Annotated in this window: 14 protein-coding genes, 1 tRNA gene and 1 pseudogene; 3 read left to right on the forward strand and 13 right to left on the reverse strand. The window is 60.2% G+C overall.

The window, feature by feature from the left end:
• Positions 1 to 83 precede the first annotated feature (83 nt).
• Positions 84 to 788, forward strand: coding sequence for a DnaA regulatory inactivator HdaA (hdaA, locus tag EOA60_RS03885; RefSeq protein WP_095826476.1), 705 nt, complete (start codon positions 84 to 86; stop codon positions 786 to 788).
• Between the two features lie 37 nt (positions 789 to 825).
• Here hdaA and EOA60_RS03890 read toward each other — a convergent pair whose 3' ends face one another.
• The 4 genes from EOA60_RS03890 to EOA60_RS37350 all read right to left on the reverse strand — a co-directional run bounded on the left by EOA60_RS03890 (position 826) and on the right by EOA60_RS37350 (position 2,384).
• A complete protein-coding gene (locus EOA60_RS03890; protein WP_095826477.1) occupies positions 826 to 1,092 on the reverse strand; it encodes a hypothetical protein in 267 nt (88 codons plus the stop codon).
• Between the two features lie 290 nt (positions 1,093 to 1,382).
• Entirely contained in the window at positions 1,383 to 1,718 is a 336-nt protein-coding gene (locus EOA60_RS03895; RefSeq protein WP_095800029.1) for a hypothetical protein, read from the reverse strand.
• Between the two features lie 64 nt (positions 1,719 to 1,782).
• A tRNA-Pro gene (locus tag EOA60_RS03900) sits at positions 1,783 to 1,859 on the reverse strand.
• A gap of 372 nt (positions 1,860 to 2,231) precedes the next feature.
• Positions 2,232 to 2,384 (reverse strand): hypothetical protein, encoded by a 153-nt coding sequence (locus EOA60_RS37350; protein WP_164747329.1) that lies wholly within the window; start codon positions 2,382 to 2,384, stop codon positions 2,232 to 2,234.
• A 396-nt stretch (positions 2,385 to 2,780) separates the two neighbouring features.
• On the opposite strand from EOA60_RS37350, the pseudogene EOA60_RS03905 reads away from it, so the two are divergent.
• A pseudogene (locus EOA60_RS03905) lies at positions 2,781 to 3,211 on the forward strand (amino acid ABC transporter permease); the annotation flags it as partial.
• Positions 3,208 to 3,951: an amino acid ABC transporter ATP-binding protein gene (locus EOA60_RS03910; protein ID WP_127335821.1), complete on the forward strand. Its 744-nt coding sequence runs from the start codon at positions 3,208 to 3,210 to the stop codon at positions 3,949 to 3,951. The pseudogene EOA60_RS03905 and the gene EOA60_RS03910, both read left to right, overlap by 4 nt.
• Positions 3,952 to 4,071: 120 nt before the next feature.
• On the opposite strand, the gene EOA60_RS03915 is transcribed toward EOA60_RS03910, so the two are convergent.
• From EOA60_RS03915 to EOA60_RS03955, 9 genes are all read right to left on the reverse strand, one after another.
• A complete protein-coding gene (locus EOA60_RS03915; RefSeq protein WP_067330474.1) occupies positions 4,072 to 4,515 on the reverse strand; it encodes an Lrp/AsnC family transcriptional regulator in 444 nt (147 codons plus the stop codon).
• A complete protein-coding gene (locus EOA60_RS03920; RefSeq protein ID WP_095800027.1) occupies positions 4,512 to 5,321 on the reverse strand; it encodes a phosphotransferase in 810 nt (269 codons plus the stop codon). Before EOA60_RS03920 ends, EOA60_RS03915 begins: the two co-directional genes overlap by 4 nt.
• A gap of 14 nt (positions 5,322 to 5,335) precedes the next feature.
• Positions 5,336 to 6,745, reverse strand: a complete 1,410-nt coding sequence (locus tag EOA60_RS03925) for an aspartate ammonia-lyase (RefSeq protein WP_127335822.1) — start codon at positions 6,743 to 6,745, stop codon at positions 5,336 to 5,338.
• Between the two features lie 22 nt (positions 6,746 to 6,767).
• Positions 6,768 to 7,997 (reverse strand): aminotransferase class I/II-fold pyridoxal phosphate-dependent enzyme, encoded by a 1,230-nt coding sequence (locus EOA60_RS03930; protein WP_128293084.1) that lies wholly within the window; start codon positions 7,995 to 7,997, stop codon positions 6,768 to 6,770.
• A 114-nt stretch (positions 7,998 to 8,111) separates the two neighbouring features.
• A complete protein-coding gene (locus EOA60_RS03935; RefSeq protein WP_095800025.1) occupies positions 8,112 to 8,801 on the reverse strand; it encodes an ABC transporter permease in 690 nt (229 codons plus the stop codon).
• Between the two features lie 10 nt (positions 8,802 to 8,811).
• Positions 8,812 to 9,534: an ABC transporter permease subunit gene (locus EOA60_RS03940; protein WP_067330484.1), complete on the reverse strand. Its 723-nt coding sequence runs from the start codon at positions 9,532 to 9,534 to the stop codon at positions 8,812 to 8,814.
• A 161-nt stretch (positions 9,535 to 9,695) separates the two neighbouring features.
• The gene (locus EOA60_RS03945; RefSeq protein ID WP_067330488.1) at positions 9,696 to 10,466 is read right to left on the reverse strand and encodes a transporter substrate-binding domain-containing protein; all 771 of its coding nucleotides are present in this window, start codon (positions 10,464 to 10,466) and stop codon (positions 9,696 to 9,698) included.
• Positions 10,467 to 10,512: 46 nt separating this feature from the next.
• A complete protein-coding gene (locus tag EOA60_RS03950) occupies positions 10,513 to 11,292 on the reverse strand; it encodes an ABC transporter ATP-binding protein (protein ID WP_127334736.1) in 780 nt (259 codons plus the stop codon).
• Between the two features lie 134 nt (positions 11,293 to 11,426).
• On the reverse strand, positions 11,427 to 12,740 hold a 1,314-nt coding region (locus tag EOA60_RS03955), incomplete at its 5' end, for an aldehyde dehydrogenase family protein (protein WP_128311078.1).

Genomic DNA, 12,740 nt, shown 5'->3' on the forward strand with positions numbered 1-12,740 from the left:
CTACAACGGCCATGCCACCGAGCCCGCACCTCCTTTGCCGGCGGATCGCGGCGGCGGCCGCCGCTCACAGCCGCGTGGCTGAAATGGCTGGCGAACGAACCGGTCCACCGCGCCAGCTGCCGCTCGATCTCGGCCACGGTACCGGCTATTCGCGCGACGAGCTCGTCGTCTCAGGCGCCAACGCGCAGGCCGCAGCACTGGTCGACCGCTGGCCGGACTGGCCCGCGCCGGTGGTGGTGCTCGCCGGCCCTCCCGGGTCCGGCAAGACGCATCTCGCCCAGATCTGGCAAGCGCATGCGCACGCTGTCGCCATCGCTCCCGACAGCATCGGCGAGCACATTGGCGGGCTAGGTGCGAGCCCCGCGCTGATTGACGACATCGACAAGCTCTCGATCGACGAGCAAGGCCTGTTCCACCTGATCAACACCGTGCGCGGCGCCGGCTCCACGCTGCTTCTGACGGCGCGGCGCTTTCCCTCGGCCTGGCGCGTCGCGCTGCCGGACCTCATCTCGCGGCTGAAAGCGGCGGCGACCATCGAGATCCACGAGCCGGACGACCTGCTGCTCGCCGGCGTTATCACCAAGCTCTTCGCCGACCGCCAGGTCGAGGTCGAGCCGCATGTCGTGCAATATCTGGTGCGGCGCATCGAACGCTCGCTGGCGACTGCCATGCGGGTCGTGGAGCGCCTCGACCGCGCCGCTCTCGAGCGCAAGACGCCGATCACCCGAGCGCTCGCCGCCGAGACCGTCAGCGCCATGGACGAGGGCCAGGGCGAGTTCGATATTTAGGCTGTCGAGGAAGGCTGTTCCCGGGGTTGTGCGCTCTCTACGCCCATAATCCGGCCAGATGCCGAGCCAGCAGATAGACCCCCGTATGCGTCGCCACGTAGCATGCGGTGACAAAGACGAAGAGCACCAGGCTGGCGATCCGCGACGGGGCGACGCTGCCATTCTGCCTCTTGCTCGGCCGGTTGTTCCAAACCCACAGAGTAGCGCACAGGATTGCCCAGGCGACCGCCACCGGAACCGCGAAGCCATAATAGGCCAAATAGGCCGGGCCGATCAGCGACAGCAGCGCCTCGAGAATAGGCATCCAGAGTCCCCCTTGCCCCGTTTGCCCGGAGTTTAGAGCAACTCCGGGAAAAGCGCGTAGCGGTTTTCCGTCCGGGTTGCGGGATCGTGGCTGTCCCATTTCGAGCCATTGCCCTGGCATCCATCTTGCAGCGTCGAAGAGGCCGGTTGATCCCGGTCCCGGTCACATTGCAGACCGGGTTGTAGGCTCGCCGGGCTCGAGGTTTTGGGGACTCGCCCGGCGGGTTTACTCGGGTCCACGCCGACGGCTCCCTTCAGAGATCAAGGCCTGTTGCTCGATGCTGGACACCTTCAGCCCGTCCTGCCATGGCTGGTGAGCAAGCGCAGCACTTGCACGCTCTTCGGCAGCTCGATCAGGAATTCCGCGTCCCGGTCGAGGTGGTGGACCTGGGTCGGCCCGCCGCCGGTGAAGCGCGCCATTGCCTCGATGCTCTCCCAATAGGAGATCGTCACGAACTCGGAATGGGTCGCCGTGTCCTCGCGAAATGTCTGGACGCCGAGTGCCTTTTCGATGAGCGGCTTGATGCCGGTCTCGTAATTGTAAGCTTCATAATCGTCGGCTTTTTCCGGCAAGGTCCGGCCGCGCCAGATGCGGGCGATGGTGGGGGTCCTTGGAGTGTCGGCCATGGCAACAGAACTTCTGAAGGCCGACAGGGTTCCCGAAGCGCGGGCTCTAAGATGTTCAGGAAACTGGTCGGAGTGGCGTGATTCGAACACGCGACCCCCTGATCCCAAATCAGGTGCGCTACCAGGCTGCGCTACACTCCGAACGGCATCCCCATAGGGTTCCGAACCATTTTGAGCAAGCCCCAAAATGGAAGAGCGGAACGAACGGCGTACATTGGCAGAGTTCGGCACGCAAAGTCCCACGGAAAGTCCCACAGTGTTGCCCAGTCGTTCCCCCTCCTGCTTTCGAGCCGAAGGTCAAAAATGTAATAAGTCTCGATGTCGGCTGCGGGCGATGGGCAGGCGCAGATTACGCGGCGGCGTACGGATGCGCGCCTAGCAACATCTCTATCGACCGCGCCCGCCGTTGAGCTTCGCGTCACCACACATCCACGTAACGAGGCCAGACTCCTGTCAAATTGATCAGCAGGCCTAATGGCGTGTGCGTCAGGGCCGCTATTCGCGTCGGTATCCCTACGAAACTAAACGAACATCATAACGACGGTTGCCCCGATGATGATTCAGGACAAGCCCGCCGATCAGCATCGGCAGCAAGCTGCTGTCACGGTTGATGTTAGACTCGAACAGCCTTGAAACTGCCTTGCCGTTTTTCTTCGGCTTAACCATTCTCGTCTCCTTCCAGAAAGAGCGCTCTTCCCATGCGGTAGTGTGACACCCGTCCAGTCGAAGCCTAGACGCACCAAATTGTCCACACGCAGCCATCTCACGTAGTTCCAGCGTTCCTAGTGGCCCGCTGGCTCGCCCGTCGCCAATGCAGCCGGGGAACGGGGGGCCTACGAGGAAGTTTTCGGGCATCATCGCGGTGTGTAGCGGTCAGGGGTGCTCGGAAATGAGGCCATCGCACCGCGCCCCGCAGGGCAGCGCTGCATCCATACGAGACAACTCCAACCCCTCCGGGGAAATATGCAAATTGGTGGAACTCGGGAGCAGCTGAGTTTCGAGAACCGTCAACGCCTCATCTGCGGATTGTGCAAAGGCGGAGCCGCTCCCGAACCTGAGATGCTGCCGCAGCTCGGCTTCGTCATCAATGCCGTGCCCGCCGGCATACTGGCGCTGTCGCTCTGCTACGGCGCCTACATGACCGAGATCTTCCGCTCCGGCATTCAGAGCATCGATCGGGGCCAATGGGAGGCCTCGCGCTCCATGGGTTCGGCTTCGCCTTGACCATGCGCCGCATCATCCTGCCGCAGGCATTGCCGGTCATCATTCCGCCGACCGGCAACCAGTTCATCTCGATGCTGAAGGATTCTTCGCTGGTCTCCGTCATCGGCGTTTGGGAGCTGATGTTGCTGGCACGAACGCTCGGCCAGAAGACCTTCCAGCACATGGAAATGCTGATCTCGGCCGCCATTATTTATTGGGTGCTGTCGATCTGCCTCGAGCTGATCCAGTCGCGGATCGAACGGCACTACGCCAGGAGCAAAGTGCGATGAGCGCGCGGGTTATCATTGAAGCCAGGGCAGTTTCCAAATGGCACGGCCAGTTCCACGCGCTGAAGGACATCAACCTGACTGTCCACAAAGGCGAGCGCATCGTCATCTGCGGGCCGTCCGGCTCGGGCAAGTCGACACTGATCCGCTGCTTCAACCGCCTCGAAGCGCATCAGGGCGGCGATATCGTCGTCAACGGCGTCGCCCTGCATGGCAAGATGAAGAACGTCGCCGCCGTCCGCTCCAATGTTGGCATGGTGTTCCAGCACTTCAATCTGTTTCCGCATATGACGGTGTTGATGAACTGCATGGCCGGGCCAATGTGGGTCAAAGGTGTTTCCGCCATGGAAGCACGCAAGACCGCTATTCAGTTCCTCGAACGGGTCCGTATTCCCGAGCAGGCGAACAAGTTCCCGGTCCAGCTGTCGGGCGGCCAGCAACAGCGTGTCGCGATCGCCCGCAGCCTGTGCATGAAACCGGACGTCATGCTTTTCGACGAACCGACCTCTGCCCTCGACCCGGAAATGGTCTCGGAGGTGCTGGAGACCATGACTGGATTGGCCCGCGACGGCATGACCATGGTGTGTGTAACGCATGAGATGGGTCTTGCCCGTGCAGTGGCCGACCGCGTCATTTTCATGGACGCTGGGCAGATCGTCGAAGAGGGCACGCCCGACGAGTTTTTCAGTCACCCGCGCCACGAGCGAACGAAATTGTTCCTCAGCCAGATCTTGAAGCACTAGCCTTCCGGGAGAAGGTGGCTTTTCGACTTTCTTGCAGAAAGCGGACAGCCCGCTCTCGGCCCCCAAGTCGGACATCCCTCCCATCGGTCGCACGGCCTAAGGAGGGGAATCCATAAAGGTTCAACGCCGGATCATCGACGATAGCGCGAACGCTGTGAGGGTGTCTCGCACACCGGGCAATGCGGAAATCTCCTGCCAGATCTGCCGTGTGCGATCGGCCTCCGTCGCCTCTACACGGACGACCAGGTCGAATTCGCCGCTCATCACGTCGCAGGCGACGACCTCTGGGATCCGTCGCAGTGCTTGAATGACGTCGCCCCCCCGCATCCGGTCATTGCGATAAACAAACATCAGTGCCGCAATCGTTGAAGACGCGATGCGTCCTTCGCCTGCAATGATCGTATATCCCCGGATTAGGCCATCCCGCTCCAGGCGTTCAATCCGCTGGCGGACGGCGTTGCGAGAAAGATTGACCCTCGCGGCCAGGTCCGCATGCGAGATACGCGCGTTCCTGGTCAGTTCCATAAGAATACGCTCGTCTGCCCGGTCAAGAAGCCTTTTCATGCGGCACCAATAGGAGTTTCTCTAGCTGCAAACAGGCTTTGCGCTGATAGGAACGCGTTCTCGGCACGAACCCGTAGATCAATACTACCTTCCGAAACAGCTATAAAAGTCGCAGCCGCAGCGAGAGCAAAGGCCGCCAGTGCTTGGCGCTCGTTGTCTTGCAACTGGCGGACGCGGCAATACCCCTTGAGAATTGCCTCCGCGCGCTCCCCATCCAGCGCCCCGTTGCTCAGCATCGTCCATCGAACCAACACGTCTGCCAGTTCTGCGATCAGGACATCGTCATGGCGAAGCCTGAAATTGATGATGCCACTGACGCAATCGCCGAGAAAAAACACATTGTCCGGAAACAGCGCCCCATGGATTGGTCCCCTTGGCAGTCCCTCCCTCTTTTCGGGAGAGGCAGGCATCAGCGTTCGATGGATCTGCGCGAGGCGCCGCCCGAGATCGAAACACTGGGCCGGGCTTGCGCAAGCCGATTGCGTGCCCTGGACAAAGCCGACCACCGCCACGAGCTTCCCGGACAGACGGATCGTCGCCCCGCCCGTTTCGGTGCGGAACGTTTTAGGGCAGGGAACACACGCGGCCGACAACAACTCCATGGTCCGAAACGCGCGTTCAAGATCGAACGGCTCAGCGCCGTTTTCAAACAGAGTGACGATGTACTCGCCCCGCTGTGACCGGAAGAGATAGGTCGTCTCGGTATTTCCGTCGGCGATGCCAATCACCGAGGTCAGCGGGGCTATGCCGTAGGCGACCGAAATCGCTTCGCGGTCATCGTCGGAAAGCTGGGTAAATACGGCCATGGTCGATTCGGGAGTTAAATGCGTTTCAGCACAACAGAGGAGGACTGCGCGACGCCGAAAATCTGATCCAGTTGTGCACGGCTGAACGAGCCATCGGCCTCAGCAGCCTGGCGAAGGCTTGTGCCGGAAGCGAGCGCCGCCTTGGCCAAGAGTGCAGCCTTGCTATATCCGACAACTGGATTGAGCGATGCGGCCAGAATGAGCGACTGATCATAGAGAAAGCGGCAGCGATCGGCATCCGCCTCGATGCCGTCGACGCAACGTTCGCGCAGGATATCCATGCCGCGCGCCAGAAGTCGCATCGATTGCAGGATGTTGAGAACGATCACGGGCTCCATCGCGTTTAACTGCAATTGTCCAGCGCTCGCCGCCAGTGTCACCGTCAGATCGTTGCCAATGATTTGAAAACCAATCTGGTTCATCATCTCGGGAATGACTGGGTTGACCTTGCCCGGCATGATCGACGAGCCGGCCTGTCGCGGAGGCAATCTGATTTCACCAAGGCCAGCCCGAGGGCCACTGGAGAGCAGCCTCAAATCGTTACATATCTTGGAAAGCTTGACAGCGATCCGCTTCAGCGTGCCCGAAAACGACACAAAGGCTCCGGTGTCGGACGTTGCTTCCACGAAGTTGCGTGCCGGAACCATTTCAAGCCGAGAAATCTCCGAAAGATGACGGCAGGCGCTGACTGAGAATCCCTCGGGCGCATTTAAGCCGGTGCCGATGGCGGTGCCTCCGAGGTTCATTTCCCGCATCAGTTCCATGGCTTTTCGAAGCTGGATTATGTCTTCGTCAATGGTCTCGGCAAAAGCGTCGAACTCCTGACCAAGGAACATTGGGACCGCGTCCTGCAACTGGGTGCGTCCGACCTTGGCGATATTAGCGAATTCCTCACCCTTTCTGCCAAAGGTATCTCGCAGTCTTTGCTGCGCTTCGAGCACGGCGGCGCAGCCGCGCATCACCGTTACCCGGATGGCCGTCGGATAGACATCGTTAGTCGACTGGGACAGGTTGACATGGTCATTGGGGTGAACCGCGGCGTAGTCGCCCGGCACCTTGCCTATCTCCAAAAGCGCCAGGTTCGCGACCACCTCATTGACGTTCATGTTGGTCGAGGTCCCGGCGCCTCCCTGCATCATGTCGATCGGGAAATGGTCGGTGAGGTCCTCGCAGGTGATCAGTCGATCGCAGGCTCGATCGATTGCATCGGCAACATCGGGAGCCAGTAGTTGCAGCTCCTTGTTGGTTCGTGCAGCCGCCTTTTTGACCATGGCAAGCGATTGAACGAATTCCGGGAAGTCCCGCAGGCGGATTCCGGATACGTCGAAATTCTCCGCTGCCCTCAGCGTGTGGATGCCGAACAGCGCGTCGGCGGGCAGATCCCGCTCGCCGAGCATATCGGTTTCGGTTCTCTCAACGGTCATCATATCCCCTCGCGCAAGAGCCTTAGGCACGCAGCGCCTGGTCAAGATCCTCGATCAGGTCGTCCACCGACTCCAGGCCAATGGAAAGGCGAAAGACGCCGTCTCCCGCGAAGGCGCGGTAGTCGTCGAGCTGAGCGCCCCGCAGACCGTAAGTCGATTTCATCATTTCGTTCGTATCGAGAAGGACAACGATGCTGCGCTGGTGACCAAGCGAAAAGGCGTAGTGCGCTACGCGGAGCCTGTCAGCGAGTTGGGCTGCCATCGCCTGCGGGTCGTCGGTCTGGAAGGTCAGAACTCCCCCGAATACATCCATCTGACGTGTTGCCAAGGCATGCTGCGGATGGCTTTCCAGGCCGGGGTAGGTGACAGACCTGATTCTTGGATGCTTGGCGAGAAAACGGGCGATCTGCATCGCAGAAGCGGACATGGTCCGGAGCCTGGGAAAGAGCGTGTCGATCCCGCGCATGATGAGCCAGGCATTCTGGGCAGACAAAGAAGCGCCGAGATAAACTCCAGTACGAGAGCGGATTTTTTCCACCAGATCCTTGCGCCCGCACACGGCGCCACCCAAGGCGTCGCCGTGCCCGTTGATGAACTTGGTCAGGGAGTGAATGACGAGATCGATGCCGAGTACGGCCGGGCGGGTCGCGACCGGCGTGGCAAGCGTGGAATCGACGGAAACCAGCGCGCCGCGTTCGTGTGCCAGCTTCGCGACTTCGGCCAGATCGGTCAGGCGCAGGATTGGATTGCAGGGGCTTTCGCAGTGGACGAGCCGCGTGTTGGGTCGGAAGGCTGCGACAACGTCGCCAATGACCGACATGTTCACGGCGCTCACCTCGATTCCGTACTCGGGCAATATCCGGTGTGCCAGTTCGTAGGCGCCGGCATAGCAGACGTCGCTGATGATCAGATGGTCCCCCCCTTTGAGAAAGGTCAGGAAGGTGGCTGCGATCGCGGCCACGCCGGTTGCTGTTGCGAGCGCATCCTCCGCACCTTCGAGTGCGGCCATGCGCTGCTCGAGTTGCCGCACGGTCGGATTGGTCCAGCGGGCATACAGAAACGGCAGAGCAGTCAGGTCTGATACCCCGTCCGCGGAAAAGGCGCCGTCACCAGGAACCAACATGTTGTTGACCGACATTGAGATGTTGGGCGCGATAGCCTTCGTGATCGGATCGATGGTCAGTCCGCCGTCGAGCGCCAGGGTTTCCCGATGTAGGACGACACCGCCGCTTACGGGCGACAACAGCGTCATGCGTGCATTCGAGCCCCAACTGTCAGTTGCGAAGGGAGTAGAGATGTTCGAGGACATGGAAGACCTTCCTGCAGAATTCCTTGAATTTCATCGTCTTGGGGCCGAGCTGATAATTCAGCTGCGAACCGGGATTTGCGCCTCGACGAGCCTGAAGGTGCGGGTGATCAGAAGCGTCAGCAAGATGTAGAACACCGTGACGATCATCAGCGGTTCATAAACGAGCAGGGTGTCCTGCCTCACCTTGTACGCGACGGCGTAGAGATCCATCACTGTCACGGTGAAAGCGAGGGGTGTCGCTTTCAGTTGCAGAACCACCTCGCCAGCTATCGTCGGCAGTGCGATACGTATGGCGCGAGGCAGCCAGATCCGTCTCAACAGCGTCCAGGAAGTCATACCGAACGAGCGACCTGCCTCGAGCTCGCCTTTCGGGACGGCGAGAAGCGCACCCCGCAGGACTTCGGCCTCATAGGCGGCGTAGTTGAGCGTGAAACTGAGCGCTGCGAAGAAGAAGCCCTCCCGCACTATCGGCCAGAGGAAGCTCGCGCGCAGCCCTGGTATCATCGGCAGCAGCGAACCGATGCCGTAATAGAGCAACCACAGTTGGATCAAAAGTGGCGTGCCGCGAAGGCAGGTGCAGTAGCAACGGGCAAGCCATTTCAGCCATCGCGGACCGCTGACCTGCGCGAGCGCAAGACCGATCGCCAGAATGAAGCCGACCCCGACGGAGATGACGAGAAGGAGGACCGTCTGAACCGCGCCTGCGGCAATGAGCGGCCAATAGGACGATACCCATGAGAAATTCATCGCGAGCGTCCTAAGCGGTTTTCGGCTGCCCGCGTCGATAGCGGCTCTCGAGGAGGCCGAAGACGACGTTGGAGACAAGCGTGATGACGAGATAGACGGCAGCGGCGACCAGGAAGAACAGAAAATAGTGCTTCGTGTTGCCGGCCGCGATCCGCGTGGCGAGCGCCAACTCCTGATAGCCGACGACCGCGATCAACGCACTGTCCTTCGTCACCGACATCCAGAGGTTGGCAAGCCCAGGCAGGGCATTCGGGATCAATGCCGGCAGAGCGATACGGCGAAACCTCAACCATGGGCGCATGCCGAAGGAACTGGCGGCCTCGATCTGTCCAACAGGAATCGCCAGGATTGCGCCACGAAACACTTCGGTCATGTAGGCGCCCTGGACGATTCCGAGCACTGCGATTGCCGCGACAAACCCGTTGATCTCGACATTGGGAAGCCCGAAGCTCGAGAGAATTCGGTTCAGACCGTCAGTGCCGGCATAGTACAGACCGATAATCAGGATCAGTTCGGGAATGGCCCGAACCGCAGTCGTATAGACGTCGAGAAGAAGCAGGACCGGCGGGTTGCCCTTGAGTTTGCCAAGAGCCCCGCCAAGACCAATCAGCATCCCGAGAAGGTAAGCACCCAACGATATCGAAATGGTGGAAAGCGCGCCTTTGAGAAGCACGCCGCCCCATCCAGGCGGATAGGGGGAAAGCATTTCCAGGATCGACTGGGAGGTCGACATCTGAGTTCAACCTTGATTTTTGGGCGGGAACGAGAGCCGCGAAGCGCGATGCTTCGCAGCCGGCGAACAACGCCGGCGGTGCACCGGCCAATGACCCGAGACAGAACCGGCGGACAAGCGGGCTACGGCAGATGCGCTTACGTCGTCTGCCGTAGCCACACTCATTCACCGTACGGGTCGAAATCGAAGTACTTCTTCGAGATTTCCGCATACTTTCCGTTTGCTCTGACAGCCGTAATTGCTGCATTGAGCTTCTCGCGCAGTGCCTGATCGCCTTTTCTCAGTCCACCGCCGATGCCCGATCCAAGGATGGCCGGATCGTCTTTCACATTTCCCATGTCCTTGCAGCATTCCTTGCCGAAGTCGGATTTGAGGAATTCCGATAGCGGTATGGAATCGCCGAAGACGTAGTCGATCCGGCCGGCGGCAAGATCCTGGAACGCCTCATCGAGCGTCGTGTAGGTTTTTTCCGATGCCTTGTCGGCGAAATATTTCTTGTAGTATTCGGACTGGATGGTCGACACCTGGATACCGATCGTCTTCCCCGAAACATCATCCGGCGAAGCTCCGGTCGTGCCATCCTTGGCGCCAATCAGTTTGCTCGGCGTGTTGTAGTATTTGTCGGTGAAGTCGATCGTCTGCTTGCGCTCGTCGGTGATCGACATCGACGACCAGATGACATCGAATTTTTTCGCCTGAAGCCCTGGAATGAGCCCGTCCCAGGACATGTCGACGACAGAGCAGGTTTCCTTCATCTCGGCGCAGACAGCATCCATCAGCTCGATTTCCCAGCCGACCCACTTGCCGGAGGGGTCTTTGGTGAAGAAGGGCGGATAGGCTTCGTTCATGATGCCAAAGCGAACTTCGGCACTCGCCGTGGCGATTGAAAGCGCGAGCGCGGTCCCTGTCAGCAGGATGGACAGCAATTTCATTCAATTCCCCTTTCTTGAGTTTTCGTCAGGTTGGAAACAGGGAGGGTCAGCCGCTCAACGCGCCGGTAAATTCTCGGCAACGGGCAGTTGTCGGCGCACCGAAGACTTGATCCGGCGACCCTTCTTCTTCGACACGCCCCTGATGCAGGAACATCACGTGACTGGAGACGTCGCGAGCGAATTTCATCTCATGCGTCACGAGGAGCATCGTTCGGCCCTCGTCCGCGAGATCTCGGATAACCTTCAGGACCTCGCCGACAAGTTCAGGATCCAGGGCGGAAGTAGGCTCGTCGAACAGCATCACGGCCGGGTCGACACAAAGGGCACGAGCGATGGACGCGCGCTGCTGTTGGCCGCCCGACAGGAAGGCCGGATAGGCGTGCCGTTTCTCATAAAGTCCGACCTTCGCAAGCAAACTGTCGGCCCGATCGATCGCCTCGCTGCGGCTCACCCCCAGCACATGAACCGGGGCCTCGATGGCATTCTGGAGCACCGTCAGGTGGGGCCAGAGATTGAAACTCTGGAACACCATGGCCAGGCCGGTCCGCATACGCTCGATCTGCCGCCAGTTGGCCGGATACCCCCGTCCGCCTTGGCCGGACTTCATGAGAACCTCTTCGCCATTGATGACAAAGCGGCCGCGATCAGGAATCTCGAGAAAGTTGATGCACCGCAGAAAGGTGCTTTTGCCTGACCCCGAAGACCCGATGAGCGAAATGACATCGCCCTTCTCAGCCGACAGCGATATCCCTCTGAGGACTTCATGGTTGGCATAGCTCTTGTGGACATTGTCCACGAGCAAGGCAGGAGGGGCCTTTTTCGTCATGCCTGTAGTTCCCTGCGGAATTCTGATTGGGTTTGCCGGATAGTAGCCGGCCCGGTATGCGGCCTTCCCGCGTATTTGTTATCAGATACGCGGAAGATGAGCGCTCAACCCATCTCTTATGCGGAAAAGCCAGCCTAGGCTCGATTGATGCAGATGACCTTTGGCTGTGTCATCTCTTCGTAGGCAAAGCGAACGCCTTCACGCCCCATGGCGCCATACTTGAAACCGCCGAACGGCATGGCATCAAACCGATAATCGGAAGAGTCGTTGATCATCACTCCTCCTGCCTCGATCTGCCCGGCGGCATCCAATGCGTCGCCGATGTTGTTGGTGAAGACGCCTGCGTGCAGGCTGTATTCGGGACCGTTCGCCATCACGATCGCATCGGCGAGTGTATCGAAGGATTGCAGGAGGACGACGGGCGCGAAGACTTCCTCCGCCCACAATCGACATGTCTTCGGCACACCTTCCAGCACGGTTGGCTGATAGACTGTTCCTGCTCGACGGTGCCCGCACAGGAGCTTTGCTCCCGCGGCAATGGCGTCGTCGACCATCGTCTCCGCGCGTTTGGCCGCCTGTTCCGAAATCATCGGGCCGACGTCGGTATCCTCGCGCTCTGGATTGCCGGCAAGCAGGTTGCGCGTACCAGCCACGAACGCTTCACGGAACCGCTCATAGACCGGCGCCTGGATGATAATCCGCTGGGTGCCGATGCAATTCTGGCCGGCAGCCCAGTACGCGCCCGACACGCACGCATCGACCGCCTTGGCGAAGTCACAATCCGCCAGGACTACGACAGGTGCATTGCCGCCGAGATCCATGGCGAGCTTCTTCAGCCCTGCTGTCCTGGCAATTGCTTCTCCGGTCGCAAAACCTCCGGTGAACGACACCATTCGGACATCGCGCGCCGAGACGATCGCGCTGCCCAGGTCGGCGCCGCCGACAGCGACCGTGATGATCTCCTCAGGCAACCCGGCTTCGACCAGCGTTTCGACAAGGCGGATCGCCGAAAGCGGGGTCAGTTCGGACGGCTTCAGCAAGACGGCGTTGCCGCCGGCGATTGCCGGCCCGAGCTTATGGGCGACGAGATTGAGCGGGTCGTTGTAAGGAGTAATCGCTGCGATGATCCCTAGCGGCTCCCGCGTGAACCAGCCCTGACGCGCCTCGGAACCGGCGTAAGCGTCGAACGGAATGACCTCACCGGCGTTGCGTTTTGCTTCTTCCGCGGAGAGCTTCAGCGTGTTGACGCACCGAGAGGCTTCCTTGCGGGCCTGGACGATGGTTTTGCCGGCTTCCCGTACAATCAAGCGGGCAAAATCTTCGTTCTGGCGCTCGACGGCGCTGGCGGCCCTTTCCAATAAAGTCGCTCGCTGGTGTCTCGGCAGCGCTCTCGACAAGACAGCTCCGGTTTTGGCGCGATTTATGAGCGCCGCAATCTGGTCGGCAGC

The sequence above is a fragment of the Mesorhizobium sp. M1A.F.Ca.IN.020.06.1.1 genome, assembly GCF_004023265.1.
GTDB lineage: Bacteria > Pseudomonadota > Alphaproteobacteria > Rhizobiales > Rhizobiaceae > Mesorhizobium.

Coding starts and splice junctions, on each gene's coding strand:
- hdaA (WP_095826476.1), top strand. CDS start 84: ATGGCTGGCGAACGAACCGGTCCACCGCGCCAGCTGCCGCTCGATCTC.
- EOA60_RS03890 (WP_095826477.1), bottom strand. CDS start 1,092: ATGCCTATTCTCGAGGCGCTGCTGTCGCTGATCGGCCCGGCCTATTTG.
- EOA60_RS03895 (WP_095800029.1), bottom strand. CDS start 1,718: ATGGCCGACACTCCAAGGACCCCCACCATCGCCCGCATCTGGCGCGGC.
- EOA60_RS37350 (WP_164747329.1), bottom strand. CDS start 2,384: ATGGTTAAGCCGAAGAAAAACGGCAAGGCAGTTTCAAGGCTGTTCGAG.
- EOA60_RS03910 (WP_127335821.1), top strand. CDS start 3,208: ATGAGCGCGCGGGTTATCATTGAAGCCAGGGCAGTTTCCAAATGGCAC.
- EOA60_RS03915 (WP_067330474.1), bottom strand. CDS start 4,515: ATGAAAAGGCTTCTTGACCGGGCAGACGAGCGTATTCTTATGGAACTG.
- EOA60_RS03920 (WP_095800027.1), bottom strand. CDS start 5,321: ATGGCCGTATTTACCCAGCTTTCCGACGATGACCGCGAAGCGATTTCG.
- EOA60_RS03925 (WP_127335822.1), bottom strand. CDS start 6,745: ATGACCGTTGAGAGAACCGAAACCGATATGCTCGGCGAGCGGGATCTG.
- EOA60_RS03930 (WP_128293084.1), bottom strand. CDS start 7,997: ATGACGCTGTTGTCGCCCGTAAGCGGCGGTGTCGTCCTACATCGGGAA.
- EOA60_RS03935 (WP_095800025.1), bottom strand. CDS start 8,801: ATGAATTTCTCATGGGTATCGTCCTATTGGCCGCTCATTGCCGCAGGC.
- EOA60_RS03940 (WP_067330484.1), bottom strand. CDS start 9,534: ATGTCGACCTCCCAGTCGATCCTGGAAATGCTTTCCCCCTATCCGCCT.
- EOA60_RS03945 (WP_067330488.1), bottom strand. CDS start 10,466: ATGAAATTGCTGTCCATCCTGCTGACAGGGACCGCGCTCGCGCTTTCA.
- EOA60_RS03950 (WP_127334736.1), bottom strand. CDS start 11,292: ATGACGAAAAAGGCCCCTCCTGCCTTGCTCGTGGACAATGTCCACAAG.